The sequence below is a fragment of the Marinobacter fuscus genome (assembly GCF_003007675.1).
Lineage (GTDB): Bacteria > Pseudomonadota > Gammaproteobacteria > Pseudomonadales > Oleiphilaceae > Marinobacter > Marinobacter fuscus.
In genome coordinates this window covers 220,453-240,775 of record NZ_PXNP01000023.1, presented here as the reverse complement: position 1 = coordinate 240,775, position 20,323 = coordinate 220,453, and the positions used below count along the sequence as shown (strand labels likewise).

The 20,323-nt window shown below is 57.5% G+C and carries 15 protein-coding genes; 4 read left to right on the top strand and 11 right to left on the bottom strand.

What is annotated here, in order from left to right:
- Positions 1-127 precede the first annotated feature (127 nt).
- The 3 genes from C7H09_RS07020 to C7H09_RS07010 all read right to left on the bottom strand — a co-directional run bounded on the left by C7H09_RS07020 (position 128) and on the right by C7H09_RS07010 (position 4,590).
- Positions 128-793, bottom strand: a complete 666-nt coding sequence (locus C7H09_RS07020) for a response regulator (protein WP_106761887.1) — start codon at positions 791-793, stop codon at positions 128-130.
- Between the two features lie 37 nt (positions 794-830).
- Positions 831-2,780 carry an acetate--CoA ligase gene (acs, locus tag C7H09_RS07015; RefSeq protein WP_106761886.1) on the bottom strand — a complete coding sequence of 650 codons (1,950 nt, stop codon included), beginning with the start codon at positions 2,778-2,780 and terminating at the stop codon, positions 831-833.
- Positions 2,781-3,048: 268 nt separating this feature from the next.
- Positions 3,049-4,590, bottom strand: a complete 1,542-nt coding sequence (locus C7H09_RS07010) for a fatty acyl-CoA reductase (protein ID WP_106761885.1) — start codon at positions 4,588-4,590, stop codon at positions 3,049-3,051.
- 302 nt (positions 4,591-4,892) lie between these two features.
- Between C7H09_RS07010 and C7H09_RS07005 the strand changes: the two genes are divergently transcribed.
- From C7H09_RS07005 to C7H09_RS06995, 3 genes are all read left to right on the top strand, one after another.
- Positions 4,893-7,070 (top strand): EAL domain-containing response regulator, encoded by a 2,178-nt coding sequence (locus C7H09_RS07005; protein ID WP_106761956.1) that lies wholly within the window; start codon positions 4,893-4,895, stop codon positions 7,068-7,070.
- A 228-nt stretch (positions 7,071-7,298) separates the two neighbouring features.
- Positions 7,299-7,952, top strand: a complete 654-nt coding sequence (locus C7H09_RS07000) for a class I SAM-dependent methyltransferase (RefSeq protein ID WP_106761884.1) — start codon at positions 7,299-7,301, stop codon at positions 7,950-7,952.
- 44 nt (positions 7,953-7,996) lie between these two features.
- The gene (locus C7H09_RS06995) at positions 7,997-9,004 is read left to right on the top strand and encodes a DUF2156 domain-containing protein (protein ID WP_106761883.1); all 1,008 of its coding nucleotides are present in this window, start codon (positions 7,997-7,999) and stop codon (positions 9,002-9,004) included.
- On the opposite strand, the gene murI is transcribed toward C7H09_RS06995, so the two are convergent.
- Together murI and nudC are read right to left on the bottom strand one after the other, a co-directional pair.
- Positions 8,988-9,812, bottom strand: coding sequence for a glutamate racemase (gene murI / locus C7H09_RS06990; RefSeq protein ID WP_106761882.1), 825 nt, complete (start codon positions 9,810-9,812; stop codon positions 8,988-8,990). The two genes, C7H09_RS06995 and murI, sit on opposite strands and share 17 nt — an antisense overlap.
- Complete coding sequence (nudC, locus tag C7H09_RS06985) at positions 9,805-10,641, bottom strand: NAD(+) diphosphatase (RefSeq protein WP_240616522.1); 837 nt, start codon at positions 10,639-10,641, stop codon at positions 9,805-9,807. Before nudC ends, murI begins: the two co-directional genes overlap by 8 nt.
- 166 nt (positions 10,642-10,807) lie before the next feature.
- Here nudC and plsB point away from each other — a divergent pair, with 166 nt between their 5' ends.
- Positions 10,808-13,279 (top strand): glycerol-3-phosphate 1-O-acyltransferase PlsB, encoded by a 2,472-nt coding sequence (plsB, locus tag C7H09_RS06980; protein WP_106761881.1) that lies wholly within the window; start codon positions 10,808-10,810, stop codon positions 13,277-13,279.
- Positions 13,280-13,301: 22 nt separating this feature from the next.
- Here the strand turns inward: plsB and C7H09_RS06975 are convergent, their stop codons facing one another.
- From C7H09_RS06975 to ppc, 6 genes are all read right to left on the bottom strand, one after another.
- Positions 13,302-14,126 (bottom strand): class I SAM-dependent methyltransferase, encoded by an 825-nt coding sequence (locus C7H09_RS06975; RefSeq protein WP_106761880.1) that lies wholly within the window; start codon positions 14,124-14,126, stop codon positions 13,302-13,304.
- Entirely contained in the window at positions 14,126-14,512 is a 387-nt protein-coding gene (locus C7H09_RS06970) for a UDP pyrophosphate phosphatase (RefSeq protein ID WP_106761879.1), read from the bottom strand. The genes C7H09_RS06975 and C7H09_RS06970 overlap by 1 nt, the downstream gene beginning before the upstream one ends.
- Positions 14,513-14,610: 98 nt before the next feature.
- A complete protein-coding gene (tsaB, locus tag C7H09_RS06965; protein WP_106761878.1) occupies positions 14,611-15,309 on the bottom strand; it encodes a tRNA (adenosine(37)-N6)-threonylcarbamoyltransferase complex dimerization subunit type 1 TsaB in 699 nt (232 codons plus the stop codon).
- A gap of 33 nt (positions 15,310-15,342) precedes the next feature.
- A complete protein-coding gene (gene adk / locus C7H09_RS06960; protein WP_106761955.1) occupies positions 15,343-15,996 on the bottom strand; it encodes an adenylate kinase in 654 nt (217 codons plus the stop codon).
- A 194-nt stretch (positions 15,997-16,190) separates the two neighbouring features.
- Positions 16,191-17,561: an HDOD domain-containing protein gene (locus tag C7H09_RS06955; RefSeq protein WP_106761877.1), complete on the bottom strand. Its 1,371-nt coding sequence runs from the start codon at positions 17,559-17,561 to the stop codon at positions 16,191-16,193.
- Positions 17,562-17,620: 59 nt separating this feature from the next.
- Positions 17,621-20,266 (bottom strand): phosphoenolpyruvate carboxylase, encoded by a 2,646-nt coding sequence (gene ppc, locus C7H09_RS06950; protein WP_106761876.1) that lies wholly within the window; start codon positions 20,264-20,266, stop codon positions 17,621-17,623.
- Between the last annotated feature and the right edge of the window lie 57 nt (positions 20,267-20,323).

Here is a 20,323-nt window from a genome sequence, read left to right as displayed (position 1 = left end):
CGAACAGACCGCCAATATAGTTCTCGCCATGCGGACTCTCAAGGATTATCGTCCGATGTTCAAGCGCCTCAAAATATCAAACGAAAACGGGAGCCCGAAAGCTCCCGTTTTTTTTATTGGCTGAGCCTCAGCCCCCCGAAAGCGACTGATCCGACGGATCCAGCTCCATTTGCTGAATGGCAATCACCGCCTGGGTACGGTTACGCACTCCGAGCTTGCGGAAAACCGCCGTGATGTGGGCCTTGATGGTGGCCTCCGAGACATCCAGGTCGTAGGCGATCTGCTTGTTCAGCAGCCCTTCCGCCAGCATGCCCAGCACCCGGAACTGCTGCGGTGTCAGCGACGCCAGCCGCTCGGAGAAGTCCGTGGTTTCGGCCTGCATCCGCTCGATCTTGTCGGCAACACCGTCTGGTAGCCAGACATCCCCTTCCAGCACCGCCTGAATGGCTTCGGTGATGGTGGGCAGGGGGGCAGACTTTGGAATAAATCCGGAGGCACCGTAATCAATGGAACGGCGCATCACCTGCAGGTCTTCGGAGCCAGACACCACCACCACCGGCAGCCCGGGATACTGGCCGCGCATGAACACCAGCCCGGAGAAGCCGTGGGCACCCGGCATGTTCAGATCCAGCAGAATCAAATCCGCATCAGGGTGCGACTCTACCGCCGCCTGCAGCGCTTTGATGCTGTCTACCTCTACGGTTTCGGCATCGGGCACCGCCTGATTGACCGCCTGCTTCAATGCTGCGCGAAACAGCGGGTGATCATCAGCGACGATAATTGTCTGTGTCATTCAAAGGTTCCTTGCAGGTTAGTCTCAGCCGCCGATGTTACCTGAACTCCCGGCTGCTGATCAGCTCGTCAACCACGCTCGGATCGGCGAGCGTTGAAGTATCGCCGAGCTGATCGTGTTCGTTGGCGGCAATTTTACGCAAAATTCTCCGCATAATCTTGCCAGAACGAGTCTTCGGCAGTCCAGGCGCCCACTGAATCACATCCGGCGAAGCGATCGGGCCGATTTCCTTGCGTACCCACTGCACCAGTTCCTTCTTGAGTTCGTCGCTTGGCTCCTCACCTTGTACCAAGGTGACATACACATAGATGCCCTGACCTTTAATTTCGTGCGGATAGCCCACCACGGCCGCCTCGGCCACCTTGTCGTGGGCCACCAGCGCGCTTTCCACCTCTGCGGTACCCAGACGGTGGCCAGATACGTTCAGAACATCATCCACCCGGCCGGTGATCCAGTAATAGCCATCGGCATCACGGCGGGCGCCGTCACCGGTGAAGTACATGCCTTTGTAGGTGCTGAAATAAGTCTGTACGAAACGGTCGTGATCACCGTAAATCGTGCGCATCTGGCCCGGCCAGCTGTCCAGAATTACCAGGTTACCCTCGGCTTCACCTTCCAGCAGATTGCCTTCGTTATCCACCAGCGCAGGCTGTACGCCAAAGAACGGACGGGTTGCAGAGCCAGGCTTCAAATCAACAGCACCCGGCAACGGCGAAATCAGGATGCCACCGGTTTCGGTCTGCCACCAGGTATCCACAATCGGGCATTTGCCGTTACCGATTACCCGGTGGTACCACTCCCAGGCTTCCGGGTTGATGGGTTCACCCACGGAGCCCAGCAGTCGCAGGCTGTCGCGGGTGGTGCCGTCCATGCAGGACTCGCCCTGGGCCATCAGCGCACGAATAGCGGTCGGTGCCGTGTAAAGAATGTTCACTTTGTGCTTGTCGACCACCTGCCCCATGCGCGAGCTGTCCGGGTAGTTGGGCACACCTTCAAACAGCAGCGACGTTGCGCCATTGGCCAGCGGCCCGTAGAGAATGTAGCTGTGGCCGGTTACCCAGCCGAAGTCTGCAGTACACCAGTATACGTCACCGTCGTGGTAGTCAAACACATACTCGTGGGTCATCGACGCATACACCAGGTAACCGCCGGTGGTGTGCAAAACACCCTTCGGGGCACCCGTAGAACCAGAGGTGTACAGCATAAATAGCGGATCTTCCGCATTCATCGGCTCAGCCGGACAATCAACAGACGCCTCTTTCATCAGATCTTCGTAGCGGAGATCCCGACCTTCGGTCCAGGGCACCTGATCGTTGCCGGTGCGGGAAACTACAATGACTTTCTCCACTTTGGCATTGGGCTCGTGCTTGAGCGCAGCATCCACGTTCTTCTTCAGAGGAATCGCACGACCACCGCGCAGGCCCTCGTCTGCGGTAATCACGAAACGGGACTTGCCATTAACCACACGGGCGGCCACGGCTTCCGGAGAAAAGCCACCGAACACCACCGAGTGAATGGCACCGATACGGGCACACGCCAGCATAGCCACTGCCGTTTCCACAATCATCGGCATGTAGATGGTGACCACATCGCCTTTCTTGATGCCCTGGCTTTTCAGCACGTTGGCAAACTTGCAGGTTTCTTCGTACAGCTCACGGTAGCTGACGTTGCGGGAAACCGACGGGTCGTCACCTTCGAAGATCAGTGCGGTCTGGTCGCCACGGGTTTCCAGGTGGCGATCCAGACAGTTAACGGAGGCATTCAGCTCACCGTCTTCGAACCATTTGATCGACAGATTGTTGTAATCATAAGAGGAGTTTTTGACCTTGGTGAAAGGCTTGATCCAGTCGAGCCGCTTGCCGTGTTCACCCCAGAAGGCATCCGGATTCTCTACAGATTGGCGGTACATTTCTTCGTACTGGGTTTTGTTGACCAGTGCCCGTTCGGCCACGGCCGGACTCACCGGATATACCTGTTTATCAGTCATTATGCTCCCCCTAGATAAGAGTCTTTTGTCGTTGTCGGTTTATATTTTAAGGGTGGTCTGGGCGAAAAACGCCCGTAGGACAGATGCCTGTAGTTCACCATGTGTGCCACCGCACAATGAATTAGACGAACGTACTAATATGCTCGTGAATCAGGCTTAATCTTTTGATAAATCAATAGGTGGGGAAGCAAAGCCGGTATTCGCCCGGCGTTTTCAGGAGCCGTTCAGGCCCGGGATACGGAGCTATCCCGGGCGGGTGATGTCAGATTTATGCGGCTTTTTTGCGCTGCTCCCTCAGTTTGGCACGTACGGCTTTTCGTTCGGCCAACGCATAACGGTTCAGGCCTGTCAGGTGAACCTTGCGCAGATACACCTCCCAGTCGATGCGCTGCGGGTTCACCGGGAACAGGGCTTTATCCGCCTCGCCCATGCGCGTGGCAAGTGCCTGCAACTCATCATTGCGAAAAATATAATCCGGTGCGGTGTAAAAACCGAAGATGGTGGCCAGAGACTTGGCGGTATCGAGGTTTCGCAACACCCGGCCATTGCCGTCCTTGCCCAGCAAGCGCAGTACCCGATCGCTCAGAGTCAGCGGCATTCTGGCACCACTTACCACCAGGTCGAACAGCCGCCGATTAACCGCGACAAACGGGCGGGTAGGCTGACGGTAGAACAACCGTTCATAGGCGCCGTAGTTGGCTTTGGCTTCCGCCATCAGGTGATCAATAAACTGCCCGAGCGAGATCGGGTTGGCGCTGCCGCTGCAGCACTGGTAAATACGCCTGCGGGGCGCGACAGATACCGCCTCCGCGAGAGACAGGATGATCGCATTGGCCACCAGGTCAACCGGAATCACGTCAATAATCCCGGAACGTTTGCCCGGAAATAACGCCACCTTCTCCCGGGCATAGGCCAGGATAATGGCATCGGCCACCTTGACGCCTTCAATCCAGCCGGGGGCAGGTTCTTCCAGTGCGCTTTCAATAATCGATGGCCGAACAATGGTTAACGACCGATCGGCCAGACGTTTCATCAGCAACTGCTCACCCAGCCACTTGGTAAAGGTGTAGGTATCACTCCAGCCATAGCGATTGGCCTCGCGAATGCCCAGATCGATCAGCTGCTTTTCCAGCGTTTTGCCCGTAAAGCGCTGCCGCACTCCGGCAATCTTCCCCTGCAGTTCGGTAACCAGATCGGCAATTTCGTAAAAGCCATCGTCGGATCGGGGGATCGCTTCACCCACAGGTGCAATAACAGACTCCATCACCTGCCCGGAATTCATACCGTTCACATAGCAGGTGGATACCTGAATCACCGCCAAATTCGGATTGGCATCCGCCAGACTGGCGATATTTTCCAGACACAAGGTATTGATAGCCAAAGCCTTATCGAGCTCTTCCCGGAAGTTGACCGACGCAGCCGAGTTAACCACCAAATCCAGCTTGCCTGCCAATTCTTTGAACCCTGAGGCATTCAGGCCAAAATAAGGCTCGGTCACTTCACCGGTCACACAGTGAATGCGATCTTCCAGAAATGCTTCAAACCGGGCGCCGTCGGTTTCGCGAAGATGGTCGAACACAGACGATGAGGCAACTTCCTCAAGAAACCTCACCCGCCCCTCAGGGTATTGCCGGTTGCCCCGAATCAACAGATAGATATCGCCAATATCCGGCACCGCGCGAATGAGCTTCTCAAGCACAACCTTTCCAAGAAAGCCAGTAGTGCCGGTAATCAGAACCCGTTTGCCCCGGAGCTGTTCCAGAACCCTGGAGGATGAAGCAGCCTGTTGATCAACCTGCGGTGTTGCCATACTGGAACTCCTTATCTGATATGCCTGTTTCCGGGCAGCGCCGGGATTATTCACCATGAATTTTCACACAGTCTGGATGACAACTCGGTGACAGGCCGCAACATTACGCTACAAAAATACAAAATAAAATGACAAATTAGTCAGCACATCAAAAGCCATAGCGAAGGGTATTCAATCCGCGGCATTTATTGTCTAAGCTCTCTTCTCACCACACGTTCAATCGCCTGGTCTACGCCGCACTACGTCACCAGGAAATCCGATGTGCAATGCCGGCAAAACGCATCGGGCACCAGAGGCAAAGCATGACTCCCGAACAACTCTCAGCACCATCATCACCGGCCAGACAGTCCAGGGTGTTGGTGGCAGATGATGATCCCCGGTTACTGAACATGCTGGCCGACCTGCTGAGAGAGCGTGGCTTTGATGTTACCGAGGCAAACAGCGGGCAGGCGGCGATTGACGCAAGTGCAAGACGAAGCTTTGAACTGGCCCTGCTGGGGCTTGATATGCCTGGCGTCGATGGCTTTAAGGTTATGTCGGAACTGCAGCAGGCACAACCGGATTGTGGTGTTATTGTCACCAGTGGCGAAACCTCGTTCCGGAATGTCAGCCGGGCTCTGCGGCGGGGTGCATTGGACTACATCCGAAAACCGGTCGACCCGGAGGAATTGCTCAGCATCGTGGAAGGCGTGCTCGGCAAGCAATCGTTGATCCGTGCTCACGACATGGTTCAGTCTCGCCTGGAGAGTTCGGAATCCCTTCACCGCTACATTGTGAACACGTCGCCGGACATCGTTTTCATGCTCGATGAACACGGCTACATCTGTTTCATTAATAACAAGGTGGAAGCGCTGCTTGGCTACCGGCCGGAAGAACTGTGCGGCAAACATTTCCGGGACATGCTGGATGACGGCGACGCGGCCAGGGGGTTACACGCACTGCAGGCCCCGGATATCTCGCCGGACAATCCACGTGTACTCGAAGTCCGTCTGAAGACCCGCGGCAACCGGGCCACAACCCGGGATTTCGAAATCACCGCTTTTCCGGTCGACCCGCAAACCTGGCCCCACACCGGTGAGACCCGGGGTGGCTACACCGGCAAACCCGCCAGGTATTACGGTATCGCCCGTGATGTTACTGAGCGCAAAGAAGCCGAAGCCTTTATCAACTTTCAGGCGTATCACGACCTGCTCACACACCTCCCCAACCGAACGCTGTTCAAGGATCGGCTCGAACTGGCCATCACCCATGCCCGCGGTGACTTTCAGAAACTGGCGGTCATGTTTCTGGATCTGGATCGTTTCAAGGTCATCAACGACACTTTGGGGCACGCTATGGGCGACAGGCTGTTACAGGCGGTCACCCAGAGGCTGGAGCATTGTCTCCGCAAGGGCGACACCCTGTCGCGGTTCGGTGGCGACGAGTTCACACTACTTTTGCCCTGCATTCATGGAATGGACGACACCCGCCAGATTGCACTCAAGATGATTCAGGCGTTCCAGACACCGTTCAGACTGGACGATCACGACGTTTTTGTCGGAGTCAGCATTGGCATCGCCATCTACCCGGATACCGGGGAAACGATGGACTTGCTGATTCAGAACGCCGACATCGCCATGTATCACGCCAAGGCCAACGGGAAAGACGGTTACTGCTTCTATTCCGACACCATGAGTATCAACTCAGCCAACCGCCTCAGCCTTGAACGTGATCTGAGACTCGCGCTGGATCGCAGGGAACTGATGGTCTGCTACCAGCCCCAGGTCTGTGCCAGTTCCGGGCGAGTGCTGGGCCTGGAAGCGCTGGTGCGCTGGCAGCACCCGGAACGCGGCCTGCTCTATCCCCGAGACTTCCTGCCATTGGCCGAGGAAACCGGCCTGATCGGCAAACTCAGCCAGCAGGTTCTGGATCAGGCCTGCCACGATGCCGGTTTATGGATCAGGGATGGGCACCCGGATCTCCGGTTGGCGGTCAACCTTTCGCCAAGCCAGGTAGAGCATCCGCAGTTCGTCAAAACACTGCTGGAGCAGCTGCAAACCCACCGGTTTCCTGCTGCAAATCTGGAAATCGAGATTACCGAAAACGTCATTATGAACGATCTCGATCAGATCAGCCGGAAACTGCAGGATCTGGCCGACACAGGCATTCGTATTGCCATCGATGACTTCGGAACCGGTTATTCCTCACTGAATTACCTGCACCGCTTACCAATTCATACCCTCAAAGTTGACCAGTCTTTCGTAAGATCAATACGAAGCCGCGACGATGGCGTGTGTATCGTCAATGCTATTATCGCCATGGCCCATGGCCTGAAGCTGGAAATCGTCGCCGAAGGCGTGGAAACCGACGAGCAACTGCACTACCTCAAACGGCTGGGGTGTCATCAGGTGCAGGGCTTCTACTATGGCCCTGCCGTACCGGCTGCCGAGATAGCGCCGCTGCTCAATATTTCGAAACTCCCCCCCTCCCGAACCGGTTAACAGGATTGCCGGACAATCCTAACAGAAACATTGATCAGGTTTGCAAAGTGTATCAAACGGTTACTTTGTGTATCTGAAAATGCGTAGTGCTCCACATCTTTGAATCCTGCCCTTATCTAAGCTCAGTTCATCAGCATCCGATCACCTGAATGTCCGACAAGCTGTCGGCATGACAATCACAACAAGGGTGACGGTTTATCTGGCAACAATAAAAAGGCAGCAGGCATCATGCGCGATAAATACAAATATATTGGTCCCGCCTACGATTTCCTCAGCAATCTCTACAGCGGAAAAAACATCCACCGCTGCAAAACCGCCATGCTTGACGTGGAAACCGTGAAACCCGGTGACCGCATTCTGTTCGCGGGCGTCGGCCATGGCCGCGACGCCATTCGAGCGGCCGAACTTGGGGCCGAGGTAACGGTTGTCGATCTTTCCGAAACCATGTTGCGCAAGTTTGCAGATGCCCAACAGAAGGAAGCGCCCCATCTCACCATCCGGCGCCTGCACAGCGACATCATGAAAGTGGACGAATTTGGCCAGTACGACATGGTCGTCGCCAATTTCTTCCTCAACGTGTTCGATGAAGACATGATGGTAAAGGTGTTGGAACACCTGATCGGCCTGGGCAAAGCCGATGCCCATGTTGTGGTGGGCGACTTCTGTTACCCCACCGGAAACCTTCTGTCCCGGATGTTCAAAAAACTTTACTGGTACATGGCCGTGTTCATTTTCTGGCTGTTTGCCAACAACGCCTTCCACAAAATCTATAACTATCCCGAGCACATGCAGCGCCTGGGCTTGCAGGTTACCGAGAAGAAACACTTCAAATTGCTGAGTATGGATTGCTACTGGTCCATCCTCGGGCGCAAACAAGCCTGACTCTCTGGCCATCAACAATAACAACAGACGATCGGAGCCTCATCATGTCAGACCGTATTCTTGCTTTAGACAATACCACCGCGGTTGCCGACGGCTCATTCGGCTTTTCAGAAAGAGTCGGCTACCTGAAAAAGTACGGACGCCATTCGCAGTCCTTTTCCACCCTGCAGCCTGGCATGCGCTATTTCGACCTTGAAGGTATCGGTTACATTGCGTACATGCGCAAATGGGGTGGAACTTTTGTCCTGTCAGACCCGGTCTGCGCACCAGAACACTTCCCGGTCATTCTGGAGCATTTCCACCAGCGCTTCCCCAATGCCAGTTACATTCAGGTATCCCGGCCGGTTGTGGATTTTCTGAACCTGCGCTTCGGGCTTTACGGCACCCAGTTCGGCAGCGAGTCGCGAATTGATCTGGGCGCCTGGTCCCTGAGCGGTAAGAAAAAGCAGGTTTTGCGAACCGCCCTGAATCAAGCCGATAAAAACGGCATTACGGTGAAAGAACGCTTCAGCGACGACCACACACGGGAAATCTCGGAAGCCTGGATTCGTACCCGAAAATGCAAAAGCAATGAGATCCGCTTCCTGATTCGCCCCATGGAAATGGAATACCGGGAAAACGAGCGCCATTTCTACGCCTACCAGGATGGCAAAGCGGTTGGCTTTATCTACTTTGATCCTATCTACCGCAATAACGAAATTATCAGCTATGTCCCGAACATCTCCCGGGCCAATGCCGACTTCCGCCAGGGTATTTTCTACACATTGATGGCCCATGCCATGGCTGTGTTCAGAGAAGAAGGCGTGCCCTATCTGGATCTGGGTCTGATTCCGCTGTCGCTGGACGCACAAACCGAACACCAGGAAAGCCGGCTGCTCAAAGCGCTTCTGCACGGTATCTATGAAAAAGGTAATTTTCTTTATAACTTCAAAGGACTGGAATTCACCAAGTCACGTTTCCGGGGAGAACGCTTCAAAACCTACTGTTGCCACAAGCGTGCCATTCCAGCGCTCGAGTTTCTGGCCATGTTCAAACTCACCCGATTGCTCTAGGAGCCTGGCTCAACGGTAAGCCCAGCCCCGACATAAACGGCTCAATGCCCTCCGGTGCCGGGCCGGAGAAGCAAGCACAGAGCACAGCCGGTTGATCTGACCCGGAATTGATCATCAGAGGACTAAAGCCGTCACAGCTGGATTCCAGTAAAAACGCCACCCGGCGCGCGATGGCATCACCAGAATCCACCCAATGCTCTACCTCCGGCAGGCTACGACGCAACCAGGGCAACAGCAGAGGGTAGTGGGTGCACCCCAACACTACGGTATCCACCCCCTCTTTGCTCAGGGGCGCCAAGGCCGCATCCACCTCCGCTTGTGGCGGTTGATTGCCCTCCACCAACCCTTCGGCCCATTGCACCAGAGCCGGGTGCCCCAACCGGATAACCCGACAATCCCCGGCAAAATCCCGGATCAGCTCGTCAAGGTAGGGGCGCTGCACCGTCGCCGGAGTTGCCAGTACCCCTATACGCCGGTTCGCTGATAACCCGGCCGCGGGCTTGATGGCTGGCACCACTCCTACAACCGGTACCGGCGTCATTGCCCGCAAATGCGGCAAGACAATCGTACTGGCCGTGTTGCACGCCACCACGATAACGTCGCTGGGATATTGCCGCAGACAGGCCCGGACAAGGCTGCAGCAGCGCTCGATTACGGCAGGGCCAGACTTATCGCCATAGGGAAAGCCGGCATTATCCGCCAGATACACCAACTCCACACCGGGTGTTTGCCGGTGCACACACGCTGCAACGCTTAACCCGCCAATGCCGGAGTCAAATACCAGCACCCGGGGCCGACGGTCAGGCATCGCTTCTAGCCATAGACTGGCCCCGGATCTCGGCTTTCATGGCATTGATCAACTGCCCGGCAATCGTTGTCTGGCCCGGAATCGGCGGGTGATCATCCACGGTAAACCAGCCCGCATCAGCCAGCTCATCTTCCTGCAGGCGCAGCTCACCGGCCTTGTAGTCAGCAAAGAAACCGGCCATTAACTGATGCGGAAACGGCCAAGGCTGGGATGACTGATAGCGGATGTTCGTCACTTCCAGGCCGGTTTCTTCCATTACCTCCCGCTCAACGGTCTGCTCCAGGCTCTCTCCCGGCTCCACAAACCCCGCAATCAGGCTGTAGAAGTTGCGGGTTACCCGTGCTGACCTGGCCAGCAAAAAGCGATCGCCATCGCGGATCACGGTAATAATGCAGGGTGCAATTCTCGGGTACCAGGGTATGTTACACCGACCGCACCAACGCGCCCGCTCCCGGGGGTGCGCGCCAGTGCGTTCGCCACACCGGCCACAAAAACGGTGATCCTGCCACCACTGCCAAACCTGAAACCCTGTACTTAACAACGCCGCGGGCGCATCCGGCCTGGTCAGCATCGCATCCCGCAATGACAGGGTTTGCATTCCAGGCAAACCGGTGTCTGGCAACATTGTCACGAACACCGGCTTGTCGTTCCAATGCCCCAACGACAGGGCTTCAGGGCGGCTGTCACCCATTTCCGGCCCACCCCAGCGCAAAAACCAGCTATCGGCGGGCTTCAAAATACTACTGCCAGCAAAGGCAAGCACCAGATCATCTTGCTCCGGAGAGTTCTCATGCCAGCCGGGAGTCCACATTGCTGTTGTGTCAGTCATACCCACCCCATTGTTTGTTGCACCTGCCCGTCGTTTTTCCCGGGGCTTGTCGAGTCCGCTGAATGTACCACATCACATTCACTGGCAAGAATGGACGGGTGGCTTTCCGCACCTGCCCCAACCCGTTAAACTTGGCGCCTGTTTCGAGCACCGGAGTACGCTTTTTATGCGCCTTTATCGGGGAATTCGCAGCCTGATCCTGTCCCTTTTTCGCAAAATCCTGTTTCTGTGGGTCAGAACCGATGTCAGCGGCAATACGCTGCAGGCCCTGGGCCTGGATCCTGAAAAGCCGGTTTGCTACGTGCTTCAGTTCAGCTCCCTGTCCAGCCGCCTGGTGCTGGAGCAAGAGGTCATCCGGGCCAGACTGCCCGGCGGCACCAACGCCTTACCGGTAAAAAACGCACCCTCGCATTCGTTTTTCTTTCTCTACAAACGCATCGGTGGGCTGTTCAGGGGCGGCCGCCAGAAGCCGGTGCCGACCCGGGAGTTTACCGATCTGGTTACTTTTGGCCTTGAGCATCCGGAACAGGACGTTCAAATTGTACCGGTGTCACTGTTCTGGGGCCGCTCGCCGGACAAGGAAAAATCCCTGGTCAAGCTTGTGCTTTCCGACACCTGGTCTGTTGCGGGTCGCTTGCAGAAGTTTCTGATCATTCTGGTACACGGGCGCAACACCTATGTTCAGTTCAACCAGCCGGTATCCCTGAAGCAGGTGATCGACGAGTACCGCGACAACGAGCAGAAAGCCAACCGCAAACTGGCCAGAATATTGCGTACACACTTCCGGCGTGTCCGTCAGGCTGTGCTGGGGCCGGATTTATCCCATCGCCGCACTCTGGTTGGCGGCCTGATTCGCACCCAGGCGGTCAAGGAGGCCATCCGGGAAACCGCTGCACAAACTGACACACCACCTGAAAAAGTGCGGCTGAAGGCCTACAAATACGCTGATGAAATTGCCGCCAGCATGTCGATTGTCACCATTCGCTTTATGGAACTGGTACTGGCCTGGCTCTGGAACCGGATCTACAAGGGCATTGCCGTCAATAACATTCAGGTTGCCAAAGAAGCTGCCCAGGACAGCGCTGTGGTTTATGTGCCCTGCCACCGCTCCCATATCGACTACCTGCTACTGTCCTACGTGCTCTACAAGAACGGATTGATGCCACCGCATATTGCCGCCGGTATTAACCTGAACATGCCGATAGTCGGCCCGATTCTGCGCAGGGGCGGGGCCTTTTTCATGCGCCGGAGCTTCAGGGACAACCCACTGTATGCCACCGTGTTCAACGAATACATGCACGTGATGTTTACCCGCGGCTATTCGGTCGAATATTTTGTTGAGGGCGGCCGGTCCCGAACCGGCCGCATGCTGCCGCCAAGACCCGGCATGCTGTCGATGACTATCCGCAGTTTCCTTCGGGATCACCGTAAACCCATCGTTTTCGTGCCGGTTTACATCGGCTATGAAAAGGTGATGGAAGGCCGTTCCTATCTGGGCGAACTCCGGGGTAAGAAAAAGCAGAAAGAAAGCGTGCTGGGGCTGGCAAGAACTGCCCGCAAACTGACCAACTCCTTCGGTCGGGTGGCGGTAAACTTCGGCAAACCCATTGTTCTTGCCGATGTCCTCGACGAGGTTCATGACAGTTGGCGCCAAGAAGCCTACGATGCCGAGTATCGGCCCGCGTGGCTAAACTCCGCCGTCGACAACCTGGCCCAGCGCGTCGCCAGCACAATCAACGCATCGGTGGCGGTTAACCCCATCGGTATGGCGGCAACGGTTTTGCTTGGCACCGAGCGCATGGCAATGGACGAAGGCCAGCTAATACGGCTGATGGACAACTACGCTGACCTTCTGCGCAGCTACCCCTACGCCGAGACCGTTACCCTGCCCGAGGGCGACGGCAAAGACTGGCTGGCCTACTGCGAAGCCATGGGGCTGGTAACCCGGCAGCCGCAGAAACTCGGCGACATCATCGGACTGGAAGGCTCCAATGCCATTCTGATGACCTACTACAGGAACAATATCCAGCATCTGTTCGCGTTGCCGGCACTGATCGTTAGCCTGTTCGAGAACAAGTCCAGCCTGCGCCGGGACAAAATCGTCTTTCTGGTCAGTGTGGCCTACCCCTACCTGCAGTCGGAACTGTTTCTGCAGTACCCGCAGGGCGACGTGGACGGCGTGATCAATCAGTGGATCGACGTGTTGCTGGAGAAGGGGCTGCTGCTGGCACTGGACGATGACCGCCTGAGCCGCCCGGAAGATGGCACCGAAGCCATGCTCCGGGCCCGGATTCTGTCACGCTTCGTGATTCAGACACTGGAGCGTTATCACATCACCCTTGGCATCCTCAGAAAGTACGGCTCAGGTGCCCTTACCGCAGCCGAGCTCGAAGAACAAAGCACGCTTCTGGCAGAACGCATGTCCATCCTGTTCGGGCTGAATGCACCGGAATTTTTCGACAAGACCCTGTTCCGCAGCTTCATTGCCAATATGCAGAAAAACGGCGTTCTGACGACAGACAACAATGATCGTCTTTGCTACGGAGAGGGGCTGGATGAGGTGGCAGAAGATGCCCGCCTCGTTCTGAGCGTTGAGAAGAGACAGGCAATCCAGCAGGTCACGATGATGGATGCCTGACCTGCTTCCGGTATAAACAGGCTCAGGCTGGCAGGGCCTGCAGGGGGTAGATATCGTAACGACTGCTCTTGCCTTCAACCCGGGTGGCAGGCTCCGGCCCCTCCAGCGTGGGGGCTTTTCGGGGGCGTTTGACAACCACCCGGTAACGGGCGCAGGCCAGACCAGCGCCCAGAAGGCGGCTGGCGTCATCATCATCGCCCACCACCTGGCGGAACAGCTGCATTTCTTTTTTTACCAACGCTGACTTGTCCCGATGTGGAAACATTGGATCCAAATAGACGACATCTGCGGCGCCAGCACCTGCGCTCGCCATCCAATCAATCGAACTGCCAGGGTTCAGGGCCATTCGGGCGACAATCGGAGCACAGTCCGGATTGAGCGCCGCACGATAGAGGCCGTCGGCCAGCAGCGCGTGAATCACCGGATTGCGCTCGAACAGGGTGACCGTGCAACCCAGCGATGCCAGCACAAACGCGTCCTGCCCCAGCCCGGCGGTAGCATCCAGAACATGCAGAGATGCTCTGGTCTTTTGCAGGCCCACCGCTCTGGCGACCAACTGCCCTGCGCCACCGCCGTGCTCGCGGCGATAACCCATTTTTCCGGTTACAAATTCGGCCCGCACCGGACCGGGAGCTCCTTTTCCGGTTTGCTGAAGTGCCAGGCCCTGATCATCCATAAACAGCACCATGTTGTAGCCCCGAACCTGCTTTGGCTTTACCACGCCCAGCCAGTCAAGACCCAGTTGCCGGGCAAGCGCGCGGGCCTCGCCCGGCTCTGCGAGAGGACTGTGGGCAACCGCAAGGGTCTGGTTGAGAGGAGGTGCAACGAGGCTTGGTGAGTCAGGCATCAGACCGTAATATCAATGCCGGTCAGAATTTCTCCGGCTTCGAACTCCTGCCCGGCGGCGGCAACGTCAGCAAACGCTGACAAAGCCCGAGCCGTTGGAAGCGCCAGTTCATCGGCCCGAAAACGCTCAAGCCGCACATCTTCGGCGGCACGCCGGGCGTCGACCCGGCGGGATTCGGGTGCGCTGTCTGCGCCAGGTAATGGCTGGCTTTCCGGTGCGGTGTCGCGCCCGTTTACCGGCGCAGCCAGCGGTTGGGCCGCATCAGAACGGGTCAGCGCTTGTGGATTGGCTTCGGGCGGACGGCTACCCTCGGTACGTTCCCGCACCGGAGTACTGTTGCCACTCTGGTAAGCCAAAGCACTTGAATTGCTAACGCCGCCGATCATAACTCACCCTGGAGGAGGTATTTGGCATGAAGACTTCTATTATGGAAGATCTGATCGCGGATGCAAACTGCGGCACCGTCAAAAAGGTGCGCCAGCGTCTATCGCCCAGGCAGCTTTTTCCAGGTGACTTCATCCCGGACATATTTCGGCTGGGCCTGTTCCGCAGGCACCGCCAACCCCCGCTCTGCAACAGGTATCGCCAGGCGAACCACGCTCTCGGCTGCCGGTAGCAGCGTGTCATCTATTCCGACAAACCGGTTCACCCACCCGGCTGGCATGGCATCTTTCAGCGCCCAGCCTTTTCCGGCGCCGTACCACTGGCAACCATCCTCTGCTGGCAGGGTAACGGCATCCGGGGGGCACACTCGCTCGTCTTCCACCGCCACAGGCAAACCTGACCGGTTTCGAAACAGCCCCCAGTAGACTTCCCCCATACGGGCATCAAAAGCGACGGCGATTCCGTCACCCTCAGCAACCGACAAGCGCTCTATCGCAGACAGAGCAACAGCAGCCAGTGAAGACACCGGGACAACCGGAATATCCAGCCCCCAGGCCAGGCCCTGTACAACCCCGGTTGCGATCCGGACTCCGGTAAAGGAACCCGGGCCACGGGCAAAGGCCAGGGCATCAAGATCGGCAGGTTTCAGCCCCTGCTCCGCAAGCAGCTCGCGCACCATGGGCATCAGCAGGCGGGTATGGCCTCGGGGGGCAATTTCAAAGCGTCCAAACACCCGACCATCAAGCCAGAGTGCCGCGGAGCAGCCTTCAGAGGACGTATCCAGTGCCAGACATTTCACAGACTCATACCTCCGGGGCGGCTCCGAACACCATCACTTCAACTGCTGGAGAATCTGGTCACGAATACTGTCCAGACTACCCACACCCTCAACACGCACGTAACGCGGCGCATCGGCAGGTGCCTTTTCAGCCCAGCCCTGGTAAAAGCCGATCAACGGTGCGGTCTGATCATGGTAGATAGTCAGGCGCTTGCGTACAGTCTCTTCTTTGTCGTCTTCACGCTGGATCAGCGGCTCGCCGGTTTCGTCATCCTTGCCTTCGGTCTTGGGCGGATCGTATTTCACGTGATAGATGCGGCCACTGCCTTCGTGTACACGACGGCCAGACAGACGGCTGACAATTTCTTCGTCTGCCACGGCAATCTCAACCACGTAATCAATGGCGATTCCCTGGTCTTTCAGCGCTTCGGCCTGGGGAATGGTGCGCGGAAAGCCATCCAGCAAAAAGCCGTTCTTGCAATCCGGCTGCTGGATGCGCTCTTCAATCAGGGCGATGATAATGTCGTCAGACACCAGACCACCAGAAGCCATCACTTCCTTGACCTGCAAGCCCAGATCGGACTCGGCCTTGACCGCCGTCCGCAGCATATCGCCGGTAGAAATCTGGGGAATCTCGAAACGCTCGGTAATAAACTGGGCCTGAGTCCCCTTACCGGCGCCTGGTGCGCCTAACATGATGATACGCATAACGTTGTGCTCCCATTCATTTATATTATCGTTTGAAAAGTTGCGGCAAAAACCCATGCCTTTGCGACAACCTCTCCGGCGCTGCAGGTACAAATTGAGACCCGAGGCCGTGGAAATCGAGGCCGCATTATACGAACTCAACTGCGGCAGAGAAAGCCTACCTCAGTCTGATGGCTGAGTCAGAGCAGGCGGGGTCAGACTGCAAGAGAGGACGCCAGAGTATCCAGATCGGCAGAAACCTGTTCAATATCCTGCTGAACCCGCTCCAGAACGCTGTCGTCAAGTTCCAGCGCCGCGGCAAGTTCGGGGATGTCGTCCGGATTAAGTTCGTCACCAATGCCCCGCTCCTTGAGCAGAGCGTTGGCCAGTTGCACCATCTGGACATAGTCCTGGTGTTCGCCCCGGTACCCAGGGTGCTGGTGCATCCCCGCTGCCTTGATAACCGCTTCCGGCAGCTGCCAGAGACGATGCAGGATACCGCCAATGGCACCGTGCCCGACCGCCAGAATATCGTGCCGATCCACGTGGCCGAACACTTCCTGCTCCAGGGAGTGCATACTGGCCTGCGGATTGATCTTGCGCAATGCGTTGAGCTCTTCAAATTCTGACGGAAACAAGTGCCCCACCAGAAGCAGGCCAAAGTTGTGCAGCAATCCGCACAGGTAGGCGAGCGCCTTGTCACGGCCTGAATAGCCTGCAAGATTCTGGCACAGAACAGCGCAGTAAAGGGAGTGTCGCCAGAAGTTATCCATACCCAGCATGCCGTCGCGGGGCACATCGAACGCCCGCACCGAAGCGATCCCCAAAGCAATATGGGCAACCCGGTCGAACCCCAGCACCCGGGTAACGGCTTCCTGCACCGAGTTTATCTGGCCGGGGTAATTGAACAAGGCAGAACGGGCATAACGCAGAATCTGCGCCGTCATACTGGGGTCAAATTCTATCAGCTCGGCGAGTTCCCGGGCCGTCGCCTCGGTATCAGCGGTCAGCTTCAGAATCCGCAGAGCAAGGGCGGGCATGGGCGGCAACCGGTACAGCTTCTGCAGCTTGTCGGCCACTTCTTCCAGAGTTAATGCCTCGCGGCCAGTGGAGTTCGGCCCACGGATCACCAGGTGGGCCTTGCGGGCACCGGCGTTCGCCAGACGAAACGCCCGACCATCCATTTCTACCAGACTGTGATCGGTGCCGCCCGTGAACATCACCCGCTCCGCATCAACCACATCGTCATCCAGAAGAATTTGCAAATCCCAGGCACTACCAACCGGCGGTACGAAGCCGGAATCACAATCACCGAACAGGCGGGCGGTCTGCCGGGCGGTCAAAGGCTGCAAGCGTCGCCCGGTAATCTGGTGTATGGCATCCATATCCAGCGTGCTGTCGAAGCGATGAACAGCCATCACCACCCCGCTGATATCGATCAGCAGAGTAGCCTTGATGAAATCATGCTGGGGCTTGCCCGAGGCCAGCACGGCGGCATCCAGGCTGGCCGCTGTGTCTACTTCCAGGTGCTGGTATTCAATGCCTTTGCGGGCGAAAAAGCGCGCCAGTCTCTCCGACAGTGCCAAGCAGCAGACTCCTTATGATGAATGGTCGGGGCGTTCCCGCCCCGGCGCTATTATGCACATTAACCGGTATTTCGCATACCGGCGGATATGCCCGCCATAGTGACCTTCAGGGCGCGCTCCACCCGATCCGCCACCTCTCCCCGAGCTTCGTTGTCACGATCGCGGCGAAGCAACTCGGCCTGCAAATAGTGCAAAGGGTCTGTATAGGGATTACGCACTTTCATGGAGTGGGCGAACACCGGCTCATGCTCCAGCAATTCGGCCTGCTCCTTGAGTTCCAGCAGCCGATCGACACAGCCATCCAGCCGTTCCCGCAAGCTTTTGCCCAGAGTCTGCAGCACCGGATCGGTCACCAGTGTTTGTTCGTAATAGCTGGCAATGCGAAGATCTGCTTTCGCCAACACCATCTCCAGCATATCCACGTAAGTTCGGAAGAACGGCCAGCCCTGCATCATTTCCCGCATCTGCGGCAACCGGCCATCCCGGGCCGCGTCTTCCAACGCAACATCACTGCCCAGCCAGCTTGGCAGCATCAGGCGCATCTGGGTCCAGGCAAAAATCCACGGGATGGCGCGCAGGCTTTCGACACCGCCGGTGGGTTTGCGTCGGGCTGGCCGACTACCCAGTGCCAGCTTGCCCAGCGCAGTTTCCGGTGTCACTTGCCGGAAATAGGGTACAAAATCCGGATTCTCGCGAACCACAGAGCGGTAGGCCGCCAGGGACTTTTCGGTCAGCCAGTCCATGGTTTCGCGCCAGCTATCCTCCGGCGCAGGGGGCGGCGCCAGCGTCGCCTCAATCACCGCCGTGGTGTAGAGCGTGAGACTCTGCACGGCCAGCCTGGGCAGCCCGAATTTGAAGCGGATCATCTCACCCTGCTCGGTAATCCGGAAACTGCCGTTTACCGACCCGGGCGGCTGCGACAGAATCGCCCGGTTGGCGGGCCCGCCGCCGCGGCCGACGGTGCCACCCCGGCCATGAAACAGGGTCAGGTGAATGCCATGCTGACTGGCCACTTTGGTCAATTGTTCCTGTGCCTGATACTGGGCCCAGGCAGCCATCAGCTGGCCGGCATCCTTGGAGGAGTCCGAGTAGCCGATCATCACTTCCTGACGGCCCCGGCAATAATCCCGATACCAGTCCACTTCGTAGAGCGCAGCCATACTGTCGGGTGCCTGGCGTAAATCATCCAGGGTCTCGAACAGCGGTACCACTCGCATCGGGAAAGTCATGCCTGCTTCCCGCAACAAAAGAATCACATGCAGTACATCCGAGGGTTTGCTGGCCATGGAAATCACATAGGAACCCAGAGCCTCGGGCGTCTGCCGGGCAACCACTTCACAGGTGGCCAGCACTTCCCGCACCGGCTCGGAAGGCTCCCAGTTGCGGGGCACCAGCGGGCGCCGCCCGCGCAGCTCCTTGATCAGAAAGGCCTGCTTCTCTTTTTCGCTCCAGGTCTGATAATCACCAAGGCCCAGATAGTCGACAATCTCTGCTACCGCTTCGGTATGGCGGGCGGCCTCCTGGCGGATATCCAGACGAATCAGTGGCAAGCCAAAGGTATGGGCCCGACGAATGGTATCCAGTAATGGACCGTTGGCGATGGCTTCCATGCCGCAGTCCACCAGCGACCGGTAACACAGCTCCAGAGGTTCGGTGAGGTCTTCTTTTTCGAACAGGATGCCCGCGTCATCGGCCGCCTCGCCGCGCACCCGGGCTTCGGCCCAGTCCCGGGTTTTGATCAACCGGTCGCGCAAGCCTGCCAACACTTCACGATAGGGTTCCCGACTGTCGCCAACCTGTTGTCGCAATTCATCGCTGGCCTGCCACATGGACAATTCTGCCCGCAACGAGCGGATATCCCGAAGGTACAGGTCGGCTGCCATCCAGCGGCCAAGCAGAAACACCTGTCGGGTAACGTCGTGGGTGACATTGGGGTTGCCGTCCCGGTCGCCCCCCATCCAGGACGCCACCCGCACCGGTGAAGCCTGCAGCGGAAGGCCCTGCCCGGTGGCGTCGATCAGCGAGCTGTCCAGTTGGCGGAGAAACGTGGGCAGGGCTTGCCAGAGGCTGTTTTCGATCACCGCGAAGCCCCATTTCGCCTCGTCGACCGCGGTGGGCCGTTCATGGCGAATTTCGTCGGTGTGCCAGGCTTCGGTAATCAGCTGGCCAAGCCTGCTAACCAACTCTTCCCGCTCAGACGCCAGGAGATCCTCGTGATCGAGCCGGGCAAGGCAATCCGACATTTCATCGTATTTCAGTATCAGGGTGCGCCGGGCGACTTCGGTGGGGTGCGCGGTAAGCACAAACTCCACCTGCAGGTCGGCAACCCGGCGGTGCAGCTCCTCTGGATCGATCCCGCCCTGTTTCAGGCGAGAGAACACGTCATCCAGGGACTCCACCATCAGATCCGAAGCATGGCCCTGCTTGCGGCGAATCCCATGGTACTGCTCGGCCAGATTAGCCAGATTGAGAAACTGGTTGAAGGCTCGGGTGACCGGCAACAGCTCATCGTCGCTCAGCTGCCCCAGCAAGGTCACCAGTCGCTGGCCGGAGCCACTCTCCTGGCGCCGGTCGGCTTTCGCTGCCGCCCGGATTTCCTCAATTCGATCAAAACACGCCTGGCCTGGATACTGGAGAATGCTCTTACCCAGCAATTCCCCCAGCAAGCGCACGTTTTCACGGAGATCCGGATGCAGTTCGGTCACATTGAGTTCCTTCTGAATTGACGCAGACACAATGAACTCAAGATACTAAGAATGAAC